Below are 17,774 nucleotides of genomic sequence, written 5' to 3'. Positions count from 1 at the left end.
TTGGAGGGTTGTCTCAATTTGCTAACATTTGGACTCCCTCAACGTATGTCTCACGATGAAGAGATAAAAAATGGGGGGTCCTTTTCATGAGTATAAAAGTATTAGGTATTGCGCCGTATAAAGGATTAGGCGATGTATTAATCGACCTTGCCAAAGACGAAAAAAGCATCACATTCCAGCTTGAAGTCGGAGATCTTAGGTCTGGTGTTGCACTGGCAGAACAGGCCGAGGCTCAAGGAATGGATATTATTATGAGCCGCGGGGGGACAGCTGCGCTTATTCAAAAACACGTCAACATTCCAGTGGTGGATATCCCTGTGTCAGGCTACGACTTGCTTCGTGCCCTCACGCTGATTAAAGATTACCAAGGGAAAAAAGCAGTTGTTGGATTTGAAAATATTACACAAGGTGTACGCACCATCGGAGAGTTATACGGGATCAAAATTGATATTTATACGATACAGCAAGAGGAAGAAGTGTGGGATCTTTTACAGCAGTTACAGGAACAAGGGACACAGGTTGTGCTGGGGGATGTGATTACAGATAAAGCGGCCAAGGAGTTGGGGATGCAAAGCATGCTCATTACCTCAGGACGTGAATCTGTCAAAGAAGCGTTTCATCAAGCAAAACAAATGTACTGTTTATATAAAGAGGCGACAGCTGAGCAGCGCCTCTTTCGTGAAATGATTGATCAGGAGTCAAAAGGGATGCTGATCATTGATCAGCACAATCAGCTTTATTTTATCAATCAACAAATGAAAGAATGGACAGAAAAAGGGTTATTTGCACCGTTTACGTCTCATGTTGATGTGATGGCTTGGTGCCCGGCGCTTGAACCAGCAGTAAAAGCGGTTCGAGAAGGAAAACAAAATGGATATTCTCAAATCTCCTTTCAGCAGCAAGTGTGGCATGTCAAAGGAAGCTTATTATCTAAAGGTGAGCTGCTTTTGACGATTGAGAAGCCTTCTGCTGTGATTAATAGGGAGGGGCAGCGTATATGGACGCTGGCTGCACCTGTTCATTCAGCACATCCATTTGCTCTTTTTACTGAGCAGAGTTTAAATATGAAAGATGTGATTAAAAGGGCAAAGGCGTTCAGCCAAACAGATCGATCGATTTGTCTCTATGGTGAACAAGGAACTGGTAAATCAAGCCTTGCTTTTGCTATTCACCAAATGAGCGAGAGGAAAAATGAGAGCTTTATGACGGTGCATTGCAGCCGTTTGACTGAATTAGATGATGTAAACATAATTCCGGTGCATCAAAAAGGGACGATCTTTCTGAAGGATATTGATCGTGTCCCAATGGCTATGCAGTCCATCATGGCCGAGCAGCTTATTCATCATCAGCAGAACATTCGCTGGATGGCTGCATCTACAGTTGATTTGTTCAAATTGATGCAATCTGGGGCGTTTCATGAAGACCTATATACGTGTTTGCAGGAGCTCGTCATTCATGTCCCGCCGTTATCTGAACGGGCAGAAGATATTGAGGATATGAGCCGGTTATTTATAGCTGAATTAAATTCTCTTTATGGGACGCAGGTTGTTGGGCTGTCAGCAGAAGTGATTGCCGCCTTTCAAAACGAGCGATTTAGAGAAAATGTCCGGCAGTTCAAGCGGATTATGGAAGAACTGGTGCTGACAACAAAAAGTGGATATATCACGTTGAGTAAAGCAAAGCCGGCAATTGAGCAACTTGCTTCTGAGAATGAAGAAAAACAGCTGTCCAGCTATTTACATGGCACGCTTGACGAGATTGAAAGACGAATCATTCGGACGGTGCTGGAAGAAGAAAATATGAATCAATCAAAAGCAGCAAAGCGGCTAAATATTAACCGCACGACGCTGTGGAGAAAGCTAAAGGAATAATATGCAATGAGACCGAGGTGTCTAAATGACAAACGATCTATTAAAAAAAGGAGCGAACTTAGAGCAAAAGGTGATCATTGTGGCTGATGATTTAACAGGCGCAAGTGATACAGGTGTTCAATTTGTGAAGGCCGGTTTAAAAGCCTCTGTGCTGTTCCAGCCGTCACTTGAGGATATGAGCCGGTACAAGGAGGAAGATGTACTGATTGTCGATACAGACTCACGAAGTATGTCTTCTGAAAGAGCGTATAATGAGGTCAGTCAAGTGATTCAGCCGTTTCTACAAGGGGATTCGCACCTTTTCTTTAAAAAAATAGATTCAACGTTAAGAGGAAATATAGGAGTAGAGCTTCAGGCACTAATGGATCTTGGCCGGTTTGATGCGGCAGTCATTGCCCCCGCTTACCCCGATGCGAATAGATCTACGGCCTATGGGATTCATTATGTGGAGGGTGTGCCTGTTCATCTATCAGAAGCAGCGAAGGACCCAAAAACGCCTGTCCTGACATCCAGTATTTCAGACTTAATTGACGAGCAGACAAACATCAAGCCAAAACATCTTTCGCAGCAAGCGGTCTATTCAGAGCTAAACGAAACGAGTCATGACATTTCATCTTTATTAAAACATGGTCATCAATGGTTTGTGTGTGATGCAGAAACGAACAATGATTTAACACAGATCGTTGATTTGTTTATGAAGATCAATCAAAGAGTGCTTTGGGTCGGGTCAGCCGGACTCGCTGGCGCATTATCATCCTATGTCGCGAAACACTGCAATCTTTCTCATGCAAAAAAGCATGAATCTGTTCTCATCGTTTCAGGAAGTGCTTCTCAAAAAACAAATGAGCAGTTTGCTTTTTTAAGAGAAAAACACGATTGTCTCGAGGTGAAAGTGAACCCGTTGAATGTATTAAACGGCCGTGAAGCATGGGAAAGGAAATCAGTCATGGATCAGCTGCTCATGCGTCAGGATGAAGATATTCTCCTTTATACAGACGCAAGGCCAGAAATGGTTGAACAGATGTTGGCATACGGTGAAGCGAATGGTATGACAAGACAAGAAGTAGGAAGTACCTTATCTGTCTGTCTTGGTAAGATCACAAAAGACATTGTTGAATTAACAGGGATGAAACGCCTTTTTTTAACTGGTGGAGATACGGCGCGTGCGATATGCCATGAGCTTGGAGCAGGCGGGATTCAGCTGTTGAAAGAAATTGAACCCGGCATCCCGCTTGGGCGGCTCGTTGATACGAGTGTATATGCGGTCACAAAAGCAGGGGCATATGGTCAAAAAGATTCTGTGCTCCATGCGGTTGAAGTGTTGAAAAACATAGAGGGGGTAGACGAATGGCAAAACCAATCATTGCTGTAACGATGGGAGATGCTTCTGGGGTTGGTCCTGAAATTATTTTAAAAGCCTTCCAGCAAAGTCGTTTACATGAAGAAGCCGTTCTATTTGTCATTGGAGACACCCATATATTAAATAGGGCGAAAGATTTTGTGAATACAGATGTGGAGATTGTCAGTATTAAAGAACCAGAGAAAGCGGAACAAGTAAAATCTGGTGCCGTTCCTTGTCTTGATCTTCATCTATTAACAAGCGATATTCCAGTAGGAGAGATTTCAAAAGAAGCAGGGAATGCCGCTTTTCGATATCTTGAAAAAGCCATTACACTTGCGAATGACCGTAGAATTGACGGCATTTGTACAGCGCCGTTAAACAAGGAAGCACTTCATAAGGCTGGTCATATGTATCCAGGGCATACAGAAATTTTAGCTGACCTGACAGGTACGGACGATTATGCCATGATGCTGGCAGCTCCTAATTTAAAAGTGGTGCATGTGACGACACATATCGGATTAATGGATGCCATCTTAAAAATCAATCCTGAGCGTGTATACACAACGATTAAACTGGCTCATGATACCCTCGTTCGATCTGGTATCCCTGCACCTAGAATTGCTGTGTGCGGGATTAATCCGCATGCCGGGGAGAATGGTCTGTTTGGAAATGGAGAAGAAGAGGAGAAGATCATTCCAGCGGTAGAACGAGCGCAGGATGAAGGGGTTCAAGTATTTGGCCCGCTACCAGCTGATACACTGTTCTTTAGGGCGACAAGAGGCGACTTTGATATCGTTGTGGCGATGTATCATGATCAAGGGCATGGACCAATCAAGGTGCTTGGCTTAGAATCAGGCGTGAACATTACAGTTGGATTGCCTATAATCCGTACAAGTGTCGATCATGGGACGGCATTTGATATTGCAGGAACAGGAAAGGCTGATTCTGCGAGTATGGAAGAAGCCATTCGGCAGGCAATCATGCTTTCTGGTACGAGAGAGAACCGATAGTAAAAGAGAAAGAGCCTTCAAATGGAGGCTCTCAGCGTGTAGACAAACCCTCGCATTCGGTGTCAGTCCTGCGCTTCGGTGCTCACGAATGTCAAATTCGCTCCGCGCCGATGCTCGTCCTTCCTAGGGCTGCAAAGGTTTTCTATCACGCTGAAAAGAAGACAAAGGGTTAAAATAAAGTTCATTTTAACCCTTTGTCAACAATCTGAGAGCCTTCCAATGGGGCTCTTTCTTTAGTTCATATACGTTCCGCCATTCATATTGATGGTTTCCCCTGTGATGAAATCTGACTGATCAGAGGCTAAAAAGGTAACGGCGTTTGCGACTTGCTGCGGTGTTCCAATTGTTTTCAGAGGAATTCTTTCTAAAACAGATCTACGGTATTCATCACTCCACTGTTTGCTCATGTCTGTCTCAATTGGCCCAGGACAGACAGCATTTACATGAATGTGATGTGCTGCTAATTCTTTGGCAAGATGCATCGTTAAGTAATTGATACCTGCCTTTGAAACGCCGTAAGCGGGTGATGCATTGTGATGAGGGGTTTTGCCAGTAGTTGAACTCATGTTGACAATCTTCCCGCCTTGCTGTTTGATCATGTCAGGAATGACTGCTTGACACATGAGAAACGTACCCGTCAAATTAATATCAATTAGTCTTTTCCATTCATCAACAGATGTATCGACTGTTGATTTCCGCAAATTGATCCCAGCATTGTTGACCAATATATCAATCTGTCCGAAATGGTTTTTTGCCTTCTCAACGAGGGAGGCAGCTGTCGCTGGTAAACTAGCATCACCAGCGACAGAAACAGCGCGTGTCTCTTCTTTATTCAGAGAGGAGCAAACGTCTTGCAATAGCACTTCATTCGTTCCGTTCAGCACCACTTTAGCTCCTTCAGAGACAAATGCCTCCGCAATGGCGCGGCCAATCCCTCTGCTTGCACCTGTAATGATTGCTACTTTGTTTTGTAAAATCATCTATCATCCCACCCATCTGTCATAATTAAAAAGCGCTTTCATTTATTATAAAATGTGATGTTTCATCATTCAACATATAAAGTGGAAATGAAGAGGTTTTGAATAAAAGTGTTTCATAATAAAACAAATACATCTTTTCCACTTCAGGGTATACTAAAAGGAACAAGCAATGGATAAGGGGGAACCTCAATGAAACTTTATACAAAAACAGGAGATCAAGGTCAAACAGGCTTGATTGGCGGGCGGGCTGATAAAGATGACGCAAGGGTAGAAGCGTACGGTACATTAGATGAGGCGAATAGTTTGATTGGACTAGCCCATGCAAACTTAAGGCAGCATGGCGAATTGTTTCAAGATATTCTATCTGAGCTGATGGTCATTCAGCATGAACTGTTTGACTGCGGCGGTGATTTAGCAGCGGTGAAACCACCGAAAGAAGGCAAGTTAAAAGAAGATTCTGTCACAGTCCTTGAAGAGCGAATGGACGTGTATGTAGAAGAAGCCGCACCGCTGACTAAATTTATTTTACCTGGCGGCCAGGGAGGTGCTGCCCTCTTACATGTAGCGCGAACAGTCGTCAGGAGAGCCGAGCGGCATATTGTGACACTCGCAAAGCAGGAGGAAATTCCAGCAGTTACGCTCACATATGTGAACCGTCTATCCGACTATTTATTTGCTGCCGCCCGTATTGTGAATCATCGGCTTGGTGAAGCGGATGTTGAATATGAACGAAGTGCAGATGTGTTTCGTTCTAAATGAGGAAAAGCACTCTTCTAGTCGAAGAGTGTTCAGCGTGTAGGCAAACCCTCGCATTCTTTGTCAGTCCTACGCGCTGGTGCTCACGAATGTGAAATTCGCTCCGCGCCAGTACTCGTTCTTCCTAGACTGCAAAGGTTTTCTATCACGCTGAAAAGAAGACAAAGAGCTAAAATAAAGTTCATTTTAGCCCTTTGTCAATAATCTGAGCACTCTTCTAGTCGAAGAGTGCTTTTTCTATGGATTCAACCGTTCAGTCTGAGCCATGTTACGACTCTGGTCGCAATCAAAGATCAATCTACGACACGTTTTGTCGGCTTCCTTTTTTGACTATAGTTAAAGCAAGGAGCAAGAAAGGAGGCATGAAGATGAAAATCACAAGTAAAACCATCATCGGTTCAATCCTGATGTTTATCGGTTTATCCATCTTCTTTGGTGGTTCATTGGGCGGGCTGATCCCGACTTTGATTGGGGCGTGGCTCATTTATGTAGGTGTCAAAAAATATGATAAAGGCAGTAAAACAACAGGGGTCATACTCTCTATTATCGGTGTATTGCTCGTCGCACAGTCGCTGCCATTTTTACTCGGAATCGCATTTGCTGGAGTACTTCTCTACTTTGGCTGGAAGATGATCAATGGTGAATCTGCAAAGGAATCATCCGGCAGAACAACATATATGGAGCCAAACACGGCACCGAACATGGAAGAAACTATGCACACGTCATTTGATCAAGAATGGGAAGACTTTTTAAAGAAAAAATAAAGGGAGGAATATGAAATGGTATTAAGAAGAGTACGTGATATGTTTGTTGCAACAGTCAATGAAGGCTTAGATAAATTGGAGAATCCGCGTGTCATGCTGAATCAATATGTTCGTGATATGGAGGACGATATTGCCAAAGCAAAGCATGCGATCATTAAACAGCAAACCATTCAGCAAGGTTTCTTGAGAAAAGCAGAAGAAACAGAAGAATTTGCTGATAAGCGAAAGAAACAGGCGGAGCTGGCGTTTCATGCAGGAGAAGAAGAACTTGCACGGAAAGCACTGACTGAAATGAAGTATTTTGAAGAAAAGCACAACGAATATCAAGATGCCTATCAGCAATCTGTTAAACAGCTGAAAGAGCTGAAAGAACAGTTGCAGCATCTAGAAACAAAGCTGCGTGATGTTAAAGACAAGAAGCAAGCGCTGATTGCAAGAGCCAATGCCGCACAGGCAAAGCAGCATATGAATGAATCTATGAATAAGGTTGATAGTGAAAGTGCTTATAAAGAATTTCTACGCATGGAGAACCGTATAGAGGAAATGGAGACAAAAGCGGGTAGCTATGCACAATTTGCCGATCAGGGTGCTTATGCTCATCTTGATTACGCTGATGAGGTTGAAAAGGAATGGCAAAAGCTTAAGCGATCAAAGCAGCTTGAGAAACAGCCGGCAAACTAATGGAAATGTGTCAAAACGGAAGAAAAACAGGATTTTTCTTCCGTTATTTGATTTCTTTCTGTTTCGCTTTTCCTTATAATAAAAAGGTCAAAGGATAAAGGGATGATATAAATGAAACGGTTCATTGGTCTAATTTGTATACTTGTTGGTGTTTTTTTGATGATTGGGATGCTTTTCAAAAATGGAGATCTCTTTCATTTGAGCTTTTCTCGTGATAAAGCGGTCACAACAGCTTCAGCGAAAAAGGATGAGGTTGAACAATTAGATATCTCTCTTTCTGGATTTCGCATCAAGGTGAAGCCGGAAGATCGTTCGGATATTTCTGTGATGGTTGTGAATGGAAAAGGGAAAATGTATGCGGAACAAACAGGCGGAACATTCAAAGTCCGTGCTGAAAATAAAGGATTTTTGTTTTTCTCTGCATTTGAAAAAGGAGAACTCTTAGTCAAAATTCCAACAGATTATCATAAAGATGTGAAAATAACAGGTGGAATCGGCGTGAGCGAAGTAAATGGCGAAGGAAAGCTGTCTCTTCAAGATGTGACGCTCAAATCAACGAGCGGAAACCTCACAGCTGAGAACTTCTCAGCAAATCGTGTGGAAATCAAAGCGACTTCTGGCAGACTTTCAGTGTCTCATATTGATGCGAAGGAAAGTGATATTGGTGCCACTTCTGGTCGTGCTGATATTCAAGATGTAAAAGGAAAGCTGCAATTAGGCATGACAAGCGGCAGGCTAACAGCAAGCTTTGATACAATTGATTCACCAGTCGACTTTCACATGACATCAGGCAGTGCGAAATTTAACTTGCCAGATGAGGGAGATTTCAAAGTCCAAGTGAAAAAAACGAGTGGACGTATTGATCATTCGTATGATTTTGACCAAGCGGATAGTGAAGGCCGAGGTTTTACAGGCACGCATGGGAAAGGGACACACTTAGTCGATATTGAGATGACAAGCGGAAACTTAAAATTGCGGTAAACAAACGTAAAAAGGAAGGAGGCGAGTCAACTGCGTTTTTCTAGAAATCAAATTTTAGGCATCATTGTGGTGATTTTCGGTATTAATCTTTTTCTCAAAATTATTGGGATTGGGGCAGACCTATTTTGGCCAGTGTTTTTTGCTCTGGCTGGTTATTGGCTGCACTCTCGATCTAAACGTTGGCTCGGTTCGGTTTCCTATATTTTTGCAGGCTTTCTCTTCTTGAAGTTTCTACTAAATATCACGTTTAGTTTGACTGGGTATTTATTTGCTGCCTTTTTGATCTATGCGGGCTATCGTTTATTGAAAAACAAACCTGTTTTTGATGTCGATAAAAAGGAATCATCAGACGATGGAAAGCCTTCACTGAAAGTCAATCTTGAAAAAGAGGGCGATCAGAAGAAAACAAAAAGCCAGACAAAGCCGCGCAAAGAACATGATTTCTTCATCGGTGAAGTCAGGCTGATGAAAAAACCATTTCAATTAAGCGATTTGACCATTTCAGGTTTTATTGGCGATGTCAAAATCGACTTATCCAAGGCGATTATTGCTGAGGAAGAGAGCACGATCGTCATTAGTGGGCTCATCGGAGATGTCGATATTTATGTACCTCAGGATATTGAAGTATGTGTGAGTGCTTCGGCTGCAATTGGTGATATGAAAATCATTGATGAAAAAAGAAGCGGGTTCGGCAGTAAAGTGTATGTCATGACAAATGATTATGATGAGAGCAAGCGAAAAGTGAAAATCTCCATTTCTCTCCTGATTGGGGATGTGGATGTGAGGTACTTATGAGGAAACTGCATTTAGGCATCCAGTGGCAATCTGTTCGTCTTGCAGTCGGTATCTCGCTTGGTGTTGTCATCATGACGACACTCCCGATGTTTTTTTATTACCAGCTTGATCCCATGATTTTGCTGTCTACGCGGTGGTTCGGCATCCCGTTTTTTTGTATTTTACTCATTATTAGTCTCGCCATTGGTGTATCAGCGGGGCATGTGTTTGGCTATCAGCATAAGAAGCGGCTGGATCAGCTTGTAGAGTCGATTTTGAAGTTTGAAAATGGGAATTTTGCCTATAGACTGCCTTCTCTAGGTGATGATGAAATTGGTTTGGCGGCAGATCAATTAAATGAAATGGCGAAACGAGTGGAAGGGCAAGTAGCCTCCTTACAAAAGCTTTCAAATGAGCGAGCTGAATGGCAGGTTCAAATGAAAAAATCGGTTGTCTCAGAAGAGCGTCAGCGTCTAGCGCGTGAGCTGCATGATGCAGTCAGCCAGCAGCTATTCGCCATTTCGATGATGACGTCTGCGATTCTTGAAGGGATGAAGGAAAAGGATGAAAAGATTTTAAAGCAAATGCGTCTTGTGGAACGAATGGCTGGCGATGCACAAAATGAGATGCGTGCACTCCTTCTGCATTTAAGACCGATCACCCTTGAAGGAAAAGACTTGAAAAAAGGCTTGATTGAGCTACTCAATGAATTTCAGGCAAAGCAGCCAATTGATATTGATTGGGAAATAGAAGATGATGCTCCGCTGTCTAAAGGGGTGGAGGACCATCTGTTCCGAATTGTGCAAGAAGCCCTTTCCAATGTGTTTAGGCATGCAAAGGCGACAAAGGTGACAGTACGTCTGCTTATTCGGAACCGTCAAGTTCAGTTGAAAATTATCGACAACGGGATTGGTTTTCAAACAGATCATGTGAAGACTGCTTCCTACGGACTTGAATCGATACGAGAAAGAACAAGTGAAGTAGGCGGTGTCGCAGAGATTATGTCATTTGAGGGAAAAGGCACACAAATTGATGTGAAGGTTCCCATTTTTGATGAAGGAAAAGGAGAGAACGTTCGATGATTCGAGTGCTTTTAATTGACGATCACGAAATGGTGAGAATGGGTCTTGCTGCTTTTTTAGAGGCACAGGCGGATATTGAAGTCATCGGTGAAGCGTCAGATGGACAAAAAGGTGTAGAACTAGCGGTTGAATTAAAGCCAGACGTGATTTTAATGGACCTTGTTATGGAAGGCATGGATGGCATCGAAGCAACGAAAAGAATTTGTCAGGAAATAGAGGATGCCCGGATTATTGTACTGACGAGCTTTATTGATGATGATAAAGTGTATCCAGTTATTGAGGCTGGTGCCTTAAGCTATCTTTTAAAAACATCGAAAGCAGGAGAAATTGCTGATGCCATCAGGTCTGCGAGTATCGGCGAACCAAGACTTGAATCAAAAGTAGCTGGAAAGGTCATGAACAAACTCCGCCATTCATCAAATGGGTCCATTCTGCACGATTCGTTAACCGCAAGAGAGATGGAAATATTAAAGCTGATTGCCGATGGAAAATCGAATAAGGTCATTGCTGAGGAATTGTTTATTACCATCAAAACAGTCAAGACGCATATTACCAACATTCTTTCCAAGCTTGATGTAGAAGACCGCACACAAGCAGCCGTGTATGCACATCGCCATAAGCTGATTCAATAAAAAAACAGCTTTCAAATGAAAGCTGCTGGAACATGCGCAAAATTAGTCCTTCTGTCCTGTGATTGGACGTTCGGATAGTTGATGGAGCTCAGGAACTGGAAAAGCCTCCTGCTCCTCGGCCGATTTGTCTTCCAGGGTTTTCTTCATCTCGGAAAGCAGTTTGACGCTTTCCTTTGCCACTGCCGCTTTTTTCTCTTGCAAATCAATGATCTGTGAAAGTCCAACAAATAAACCGCCTCCAATCAGAAGGAGCGCAGGGGTTTGTCCATAATAAATCACGATCAAAAATGTGCTTGAAAAGCTGTCGGCTTCAATGAAGAAATCTTCTTTTGATTGCATGAATACCACGACTAACAGAAGTATTCCTAGAATCAAAAATAGAATGCCGGCCGAAAGTAAAGCTCGTTTCATGATTGACACCCTTTTTTTCTTACCATTTTAACATACTCTATAAGGATTGTGTTGCGCCCTTAGTCCCGAAGTCACGGATTTTCACATTTACCTTGTAACGAATATCCGATTCACTAAAAATGTCATCCCAATGTTTTGCTTCTTTTCGGAATTCCTTCGGATAGGCAATACTCGCTTTTTGATAAAATCCACAAATATCTGCTTTGATCTCATGCTGTAATTCCCCGATAAAATCTTTTACATTTTCCTCAAGTCGATGTGCCACGACTTTCTCAATTTCTTGGAGGTATTTTTCATTAAATGAATTTTCCCGTTCATTCCAATCCTCAGACAATCTTCCATCAAGCTCCACTGACACATCAAATTCATATTTGCCACTGGCTGTTTTATGGGTGTCAATGTTGTGTTTGATTTTAAAGATCTCAAAAGAATAAATGCTATGTTCATATTGGAATTCAATCACTCCGCCTGTTGCATCTCCAGTCAGCAGGTTGTAGGACTGCACCGCTAAAGGAGAGATGTTGGTGAGAAATCGTTTGTTCTGAATAATCGAGGCACCATCCAGCATTAATTTGCCCTGACTGACACTGACTTTCGGAATGGCAAAGGATACGTTGTTTTGCATAGCAGAAGAAATATCTCCTAAGGAAACGGGCTTGAACATACGAATGGTCGTTTTTGTATTCGAAGAAATATCGTATAAGGTGGAAGCGGCAGGCTGGCCGTCGTCATTGATTTTCAGCATATCTCCAGGCTTCTCAGAGGCCATAAAGACAAGGCTTCCTCTTCGTGTTTCATTGTCCCGAATGAATTGATTGATGACCAAATCGAAATTATTTTCATTGATAAGGTCTTGAGAAAACAAATAAACCCTCAGCTGCTGAGCAAAAATGCGGTGTGTTTTTAGGGCCGTCGTACGAAAAATTTGGTGTATGGAATCACCGCTTGTTTCAATAATCTTCGTCGGATCTTTCACGCTTGATTCTTGCTCAATTTTTTGCGGAACGAGCACCTGCATAGACAGCTTCAATTTATGTCCGTCATCTCCTTTATCTACAGCAAATCCAATTGCCATGTTGAGCTCCTCGATATTTGTACTATCCCAGCACCCGCATAATAGAATCAGTGAGAAGAGCGCAAGAACCGCTTTCTTTTTCATGCTGTTTTCCGCCTCCTTTTGAAAAATACGATGATAAATAAAAGAAACGGGAGTATACCAAATAGAAGAAAGAACAAGTTGTTTACGTAGGATAAATAGTCTCGGACCGTATCAACATCTTTTGGGAAAAGAGCGGCAAAGAAGATCACAATGCCCATCAAGGCGAGCGCGATTTTTTTAGGGAATTTAGTCAATTTGATGACTCCTATCGTAGCAAAAAACGTATATCCTACAAAGCTCGTATAAAGCTGGACAAGCCAAACAATCAGCAAAAAGGATTCAATCCGTTCAATAAAAATCCCCTGAATATCAAATGATTGAAATAAGGCAATGGTCGGCCACGTCAGAGTCGCCGTTTCTTTCACCGTGAGCGCACCAACCACAAGAATATAGGTGAAAATATAGATGATCGCAGGAATCAAAAAGCCGATGGAGCCATATGCAAAAGTGTGTTTTTGCGTATTCATATAGGCAGGCATGAAAAGCATCATTTCAATGCCGACAAACGAAATGGCCGAAGCATTCAAGGAATTGAAAACAGGGGAAATGCCCTCTCCTAAAACTGGCCGTAGGTTATCGAGCTTAAACTCTTGTACACTAAGTCCGTAGGCTACAAATAAGATGATGAGTGTGACAATCAGAAAAAAAGGGCACAGTCGGGCAAAATCACCAATCCCCCCAATCACAAGGTAAAAACCAACCAAAATAAAGCTGATCATCGTCACGGCTACAGGTGTGTTTTGAAGTAGAAAGAATTTCACCATCTCAGACATGGCTCGCACTTCATAGCTGGCAACGCCGAGAAAGTAAATAATAATCAACAGGTTGGCAAGTGAGCCAATCCATTTCCCAAGTCCTTCTTTTGTATAGTCATAGTAGGAAGAAAAGGAGACCTTTTTCATCATGAGCACATTCACAAAAATGAACACAATGTATATCACACTCATGAGTAAGAGTGCAATCCAGCCGTCAGGTGTAGGCGCAGCTTGAGCCATTGATCTTGGCAGAATCATCATACTTGCGCCTAGCGTGGTATTGGCGATAATGGCACTTGCCTGATAGCTTGTGATCGACTCTTTATGATTGACCATGTCGTTCCCCTTTCTTTTGATTTTTCAAAGGCAATCTGATGATGGAATTGTCCTCATTTTTATAACTGAACACAAAATCTGGTGAAAAATATGGGGTGCCAAAGCTTTTTTGTCTGGTCAAATGAGTGAGTAAGACGAGCATAAACAGGACAAGTCCATATAAACCGAATGCAGCTGCAGTAAACATGGATACAAAGCGAAGGACACGAAATGATATCCCCATTCCATATTGAGGAAAGGTAAAGGATGCAAGTGCAATGACGCTGACAATAATGACCATAATGGAGCTGACGATATGGGCTTGTACGGCTGCCTGCCCAATGACAACACCGCCCACAAGTCCGATTGTTTGTCCAAGTGGATTAGGAAGTCTTAACCCGGCCTCTCGCAGCAGCTCAATGGTCATTTCCATGATGAGTGCTTCCACAATAGGAGGAAAGGGGACATTCTCTCGTGTGCTTGAGATGGAAATAGCTAAAGTTGTGGGCAAAAGGCCTTGATGGAAGGACACAAGGGCAATATAAATGGCTGATAAAAACAATGTGAGAAAGATGGACGTAAAACGTAGCAAACGAATAAGAGAGGCGGCGATCCATCTTTCATAATAATCATCAGGTGACTGCATAATCGTCGCGAGGGAAGCAGGCACAATTAAGATAAAAGGCGAATGATCGACAAAGATGGCGACGCGCCCATTGTTTAAAGCAGATGCCACTTTATCAGGCCGTTCTGTGTTTTGAATTTGCGGAAAAGGAGAATACACATTGTCTTCAATGAGCTCTTCAAGGACGCCAGAGTCTTGTATATCATCAATGGTGACTTGTTTGAGACGCTTTTTTACCTCTTTTAAAACAGAGGGCTCAACGATACCGTCAATGTACATGATCGATACTTGGGTGTATTTCTTTTCGCCGATTTTCATGTCTACTGTTTTGAGATCAGGATTTTTCAAACGCTGTCTGACGAGAGCTAAGTTCGTGTTGATATCTTCAATGAAACCAATCTTTGGTCCTCTTACGACGGTTTCAGATGTAGCATCTCCTAAATTGCGTTTCTTCGTTCCATGTGTTTCTAAAATATAAGCGTGCTGAAATCCATTAATCAGTACGACACAATGTCCTTGAAAAATAGCATCTACTAGTTCTTCAGAGGTTTTTACCGTACGGGTAGTCATCATCGATAAATTGGATTCTAGCTTCTCTTTTGTTAGAGAGGCATGATCTTGCAATAGCAGCTTTAAGAAGGTTTGAATCTGCATCGCTTCGTTCATTTCTTTAATGTATAAATAGTAGACAACCTGTCCATGAGGCAATGTTTTTTTCTCATGGATCAAATCATCCATGTCCTTTAACTGAGGGAGAATGACAGAGAGATTATCGTATAAGTGCTCTTTCAATGGAGTTTGATTCAAATGGATCACCCGCCTCAATTTCTTTTTCTTAGCATTACCTGCTTGAAAAAACAATATTCTGTGTTACATTATTTTGTGGTATATGAAAGAATCACGGTGTTGGAGGAAAGAAGATGGCGCAAATTCGTTTGGCAGGAACAAAAGAGGAGATCGACCTTATTCTACAGTCGTTTGACAAGCATTATGAGGTGACTTATACGTCAAAAGATTACGGAAAAACAAATCCAAAATACAAATATTCCAAAGATGTTCGTGTTTATATTGAACTAAAATTAAAATAAAGATAAAATTTTAATTGAAAACGCTTAAAGGATTTTCGTTTTTTGTATAGAATAGAGTTGAGTGATGAAGCTATGGAGGGATACATAATGACAGAATTTAGAATCGAAAAAGATACAATGGGCGAAATCAAGGTGCCACAGGACAAGTTCTGGGGTGCACAAACACAACGAAGCAAAGAAAATTTCAAAATCGGTTCTGAGAAAATGCCAAAGGAAGTTGTGAATGCGTTTGCAATTTTGAAACGTAGCACAGCGATTGCGAACGAACGTCTAGGCAACTTAGAAAGTGAAAAAGCAGAAGCGATTGCTGCTGTATGTGATGACATCATCAGTGGAAAGTATGACGAGCATTTCCCGCTTGTTGTATGGCAAACAGGAAGTGGAACACAAAGTAACATGAACATGAACGAAGTCGTTGCAAATAGAGCAACTGCTTACTTGAAAGATAAAAATAGTGAATTCAGCATTCACCCGAATGACGATGTCAACCGCAGCCAAAGCTCAAATGATACATTCCCAACGGCTATGCACGTGGCAGCTGTTTTAGCTGTGTACAAAAAGCTATTGCCTGCGATTGACCAGTTAAGAGCGACGCTTGATGAGAAAGCAAAAGCATACCAAGAGATCGTGAAAATTGGCCGTACGCATTTGCAAGATGCAACACCTCTTACAGTGGGCCAAGAGATTAGCGGCTGGGTGTACATGCTTGATCGTTCAAAAGAAATGATTTTAGAATCTACTGAAAAAATGAGAGAACTTGCCATTGGCGGCACAGCTGTTGGTACGGGAATTAACGCACATCCTGAGTTTGGTAAATACGTGGCAGAAGAAATCAGCCAGTTAACAGGTCAAACGTTCAATTCTTCACCAAACAAATTCCATGCGCTGACAAGCCATGATGAAATCACATATGCACACGGTGCGCTTAAAGCACTTGCAGCTGACTTAATGAAAATTGCCAATGATGTGAGATGGCTTGCAAGTGGTCCTCGCTGCGGAATTGGTGAATTGATCATTCCTGAAAATGAGCCAGGCAGCTCCATTATGCCAGGAAAAGTCAACCCAACTCAAAGTGAAGCTTTAACAATGATTGCCGCACAAATCATGGGGAATGATGCAACAATCGGTTTTGCCGCAAGCCAAGGAAACTTCGAGCTGAACGTATTTAAGCCGGTCATCATCTATAACTTCCTGCAGTCAGTTGAATTGCTTGCTGACGGTATGAACTCATTCCATGACAAGTGTGCCGTTGGAATTGAACCAAACCTAGAAACGATCGAGAAAAACCTAAACAATTCATTGATGCTTGTGACGGCACTCAACCCGCACATCGGATATGAAAATGCAGCAAAAATTGCGAAGCTTGCGCACAAAGAAGGATTAACACTAAAAGAAGCTGCCCTTCAATTAGAGCTATTAACAGAAGAGCAGTTTGAAGAGTTTGTGAAACCAGAAGAAATGGTGACACCGAAAGCAAAATAAGACACCAGAGGCCTCTGTGCCTCTGGTTTTTTTATGGAAACTCCCTGAAATCACAGAAAAGAATTTTGATTATTTGTCACAATCATAAACCCAGGGCAACCAAGCCCTGGGTTTTATAAATGATCTTCTTTTAGAATACGTAATAAGGAGCCTGAGACCGGCTGAAGTGGTGTGTATAATTTCAATTGGTAAAGCATGCCTTTGACGATGACTTGTCTTGGTTTTTGTTTGTTTAACTCGTTTTCTAAAATGCCAAGCGCTTCAAATAAATCTGGCTCGTCTTTCACTTCATAATGTGCTTCTGCCAGCTCTCTTAATTCTTTTAATAGAGATTCTGTGAGCGGGTCAAATGATCGTTCATAAATCGGGCCGAACCAGTCGCTTGCTTGGTCCACAGAAATGAGTGGATGGTCATTGCGCTTCATCATACCGCCCATTAGATCATCGATACGGTGAATCATTGTTGCGGCAAGCTCCTCTGCTTCGAGCTGAAAATCATATAAAATGGCAAGCTCAAAGTAAACGTGACTCATGCCCTCAATCGTTAAACATAGATCAGCCATATAAGGAATGGCTGCATCTCCATACACTTGCTTAATGTTATCAATGTGCAACTGAATCGTCGCAAGTCGAATTTGCTTTGCGAGCTGTTGCGTTTCTTCGTTCAATGGGAGCGCCCTGTCGCTTAGCTGCATTTTAATAAAATCTTTTTGCTGCAAAATATTATCGTAATAGACAGTGAGCTGTTTCCGGTAGGCCTCTTTTGGTGTGCCGCCCTCTGTTTGAACCTCGTGAATCCGGGTAAATACCTTATCGTAATAGTAATGCAAGATCGAAATAAGCAGTGCTTCTTTCGATTTGAAATAAAGGTAAAACGCACCCTTTGACATGTGGCATTCATCTGCAATTTCCTGAACAGACGTTGTATTATAGCCTTTGCTGGCAAATAACTTCATACCAGCCTCAATAATCATTTTTTCTTTCTTTTTCAATATGAATGTCATCCTTTCTTACCGAGAGACAAATGTCTTAGGAAACGTGCGCAAAGAGATGTGACTTATCGGTC

General features: G+C 42.1%; 18 protein-coding genes. 12 read left to right on the top strand and 6 right to left on the bottom strand.

Annotation, left to right across the window (positions count from 1 at the left end):
• Positions 1-86: 86 nt before the first annotated feature.
• From NSQ52_RS15830 to pdxA, 3 genes are read left to right on the top strand one after another with little or no spacing between them, the layout of a single operon-like run.
• Positions 87-1,871, top strand: coding sequence for a PrpR N-terminal domain-containing protein (locus NSQ52_RS15830; protein WP_342473556.1), 1,785 nt, complete (start codon positions 87-89; stop codon positions 1,869-1,871).
• A gap of 25 nt (positions 1,872-1,896) precedes the next feature.
• Positions 1,897-3,243 carry a four-carbon acid sugar kinase family protein gene (locus NSQ52_RS15825; RefSeq protein WP_138278990.1) on the top strand — a complete coding sequence of 449 codons (1,347 nt, stop codon included), beginning with the start codon at positions 1,897-1,899 and terminating at the stop codon, positions 3,241-3,243.
• Positions 3,219-4,223, top strand: coding sequence for a 4-hydroxythreonine-4-phosphate dehydrogenase PdxA (gene pdxA, locus NSQ52_RS15820; protein ID WP_342473555.1), 1,005 nt, complete (start codon positions 3,219-3,221; stop codon positions 4,221-4,223). The genes NSQ52_RS15825 and pdxA overlap by 25 nt, the downstream gene beginning before the upstream one ends.
• A 233-nt stretch (positions 4,224-4,456) precedes the next feature.
• On the opposite strand, the gene NSQ52_RS15815 is transcribed toward pdxA, so the two are convergent.
• Positions 4,457-5,203 (bottom strand): 3-oxoacyl-ACP reductase family protein, encoded by a 747-nt coding sequence (locus tag NSQ52_RS15815; protein WP_144679193.1) that lies wholly within the window; start codon positions 5,201-5,203, stop codon positions 4,457-4,459.
• A gap of 189 nt (positions 5,204-5,392) precedes the next feature.
• Between NSQ52_RS15815 and NSQ52_RS15810 the strand changes: the two genes are divergently transcribed.
• From NSQ52_RS15810 to NSQ52_RS15780, 7 genes are all read left to right on the top strand, one after another.
• Complete coding sequence (locus NSQ52_RS15810; protein WP_342473554.1) at positions 5,393-5,962, top strand: cob(I)yrinic acid a,c-diamide adenosyltransferase; 570 nt, start codon at positions 5,393-5,395, stop codon at positions 5,960-5,962.
• 365 nt (positions 5,963-6,327) lie between these two features.
• On the top strand, positions 6,328-6,723 hold the full coding sequence (locus tag NSQ52_RS15805; RefSeq protein ID WP_047945391.1) for a hypothetical protein: 396 nt from the start codon (positions 6,328-6,330) through the stop codon (positions 6,721-6,723).
• Positions 6,724-6,738: 15 nt separating this feature from the next.
• Positions 6,739-7,404, top strand: a complete 666-nt coding sequence (locus NSQ52_RS15800) for a PspA/IM30 family protein (protein WP_342473552.1) — start codon at positions 6,739-6,741, stop codon at positions 7,402-7,404.
• Positions 7,405-7,515: 111 nt separating this feature from the next.
• The gene (locus tag NSQ52_RS15795) at positions 7,516-8,385 is read left to right on the top strand and encodes a DUF4097 domain-containing protein (protein WP_045034575.1); all 870 of its coding nucleotides are present in this window, start codon (positions 7,516-7,518) and stop codon (positions 8,383-8,385) included.
• A gap of 30 nt (positions 8,386-8,415) precedes the next feature.
• Entirely contained in the window at positions 8,416-9,180 is a 765-nt protein-coding gene (gene liaF, locus NSQ52_RS15790; RefSeq protein ID WP_007500301.1) for a cell wall-active antibiotics response protein LiaF, read from the top strand.
• Positions 9,177-10,241 (top strand): two-component system sensor histidine kinase LiaS, encoded by a 1,065-nt coding sequence (gene liaS / locus NSQ52_RS15785; protein ID WP_007500303.1) that lies wholly within the window; start codon positions 9,177-9,179, stop codon positions 10,239-10,241. Before liaF ends, liaS begins: the two co-directional genes overlap by 4 nt.
• Positions 10,238-10,873, top strand: coding sequence for a response regulator transcription factor (locus tag NSQ52_RS15780; RefSeq protein ID WP_007500305.1), 636 nt, complete (start codon positions 10,238-10,240; stop codon positions 10,871-10,873). The genes liaS and NSQ52_RS15780 overlap by 4 nt, the downstream gene beginning before the upstream one ends.
• 42 nt (positions 10,874-10,915) lie before the next feature.
• On the opposite strand, the gene NSQ52_RS15775 is transcribed toward NSQ52_RS15780, so the two are convergent.
• The 4 genes from NSQ52_RS15775 to NSQ52_RS15760 are packed head-to-tail and all read right to left on the bottom strand — an operon-like array spanning position 10,916 to position 14,945.
• Positions 10,916-11,284 carry a hypothetical protein gene (locus NSQ52_RS15775; RefSeq protein ID WP_007500307.1) on the bottom strand — a complete coding sequence of 123 codons (369 nt, stop codon included), beginning with the start codon at positions 11,282-11,284 and terminating at the stop codon, positions 10,916-10,918.
• 37 nt (positions 11,285-11,321) lie between these two features.
• The gene (locus NSQ52_RS15770; protein WP_041507750.1) at positions 11,322-12,443 is read right to left on the bottom strand and encodes a Ger(x)C family spore germination protein; all 1,122 of its coding nucleotides are present in this window, start codon (positions 12,441-12,443) and stop codon (positions 11,322-11,324) included.
• Positions 12,440-13,534 (bottom strand): endospore germination permease, encoded by a 1,095-nt coding sequence (locus NSQ52_RS15765; RefSeq protein ID WP_212360935.1) that lies wholly within the window; start codon positions 13,532-13,534, stop codon positions 12,440-12,442. The genes NSQ52_RS15770 and NSQ52_RS15765 overlap by 4 nt, the downstream gene beginning before the upstream one ends.
• Complete coding sequence (locus tag NSQ52_RS15760; protein ID WP_008347079.1) at positions 13,521-14,945, bottom strand: spore germination protein; 1,425 nt, start codon at positions 14,943-14,945, stop codon at positions 13,521-13,523. Before NSQ52_RS15760 ends, NSQ52_RS15765 begins: the two co-directional genes overlap by 14 nt.
• A 113-nt stretch (positions 14,946-15,058) precedes the next feature.
• Here NSQ52_RS15760 and NSQ52_RS15755 point away from each other — a divergent pair, with 113 nt between their 5' ends.
• A complete protein-coding gene (locus NSQ52_RS15755) occupies positions 15,059-15,226 on the top strand; it encodes a YvzF family protein (RefSeq protein ID WP_017359274.1) in 168 nt (55 codons plus the stop codon).
• Between the two features lie 87 nt (positions 15,227-15,313).
• Positions 15,314-16,708 (top strand): class II fumarate hydratase, encoded by a 1,395-nt coding sequence (gene fumC, locus NSQ52_RS15750; protein WP_017359275.1) that lies wholly within the window; start codon positions 15,314-15,316, stop codon positions 16,706-16,708.
• A gap of 113 nt (positions 16,709-16,821) precedes the next feature.
• Here fumC and NSQ52_RS15745 read toward each other — a convergent pair whose 3' ends face one another.
• Positions 16,822-17,700: a TetR/AcrR family transcriptional regulator gene (locus tag NSQ52_RS15745; protein WP_017359276.1), complete on the bottom strand. Its 879-nt coding sequence runs from the start codon at positions 17,698-17,700 to the stop codon at positions 16,822-16,824.
• Positions 17,701-17,774 lie beyond the last annotated feature (74 nt).

This window comes from Bacillus sp. FSL W8-1141, from assembly GCF_038593205.1.
GTDB classification, from domain to species: Bacteria; Bacillota; Bacilli; order Bacillales; family Bacillaceae; genus Bacillus; species Bacillus altitudinis.
Note: the sequence above shows the minus strand (reverse complement) of the source record. Positions and strands in the feature narration are given on the sequence as shown.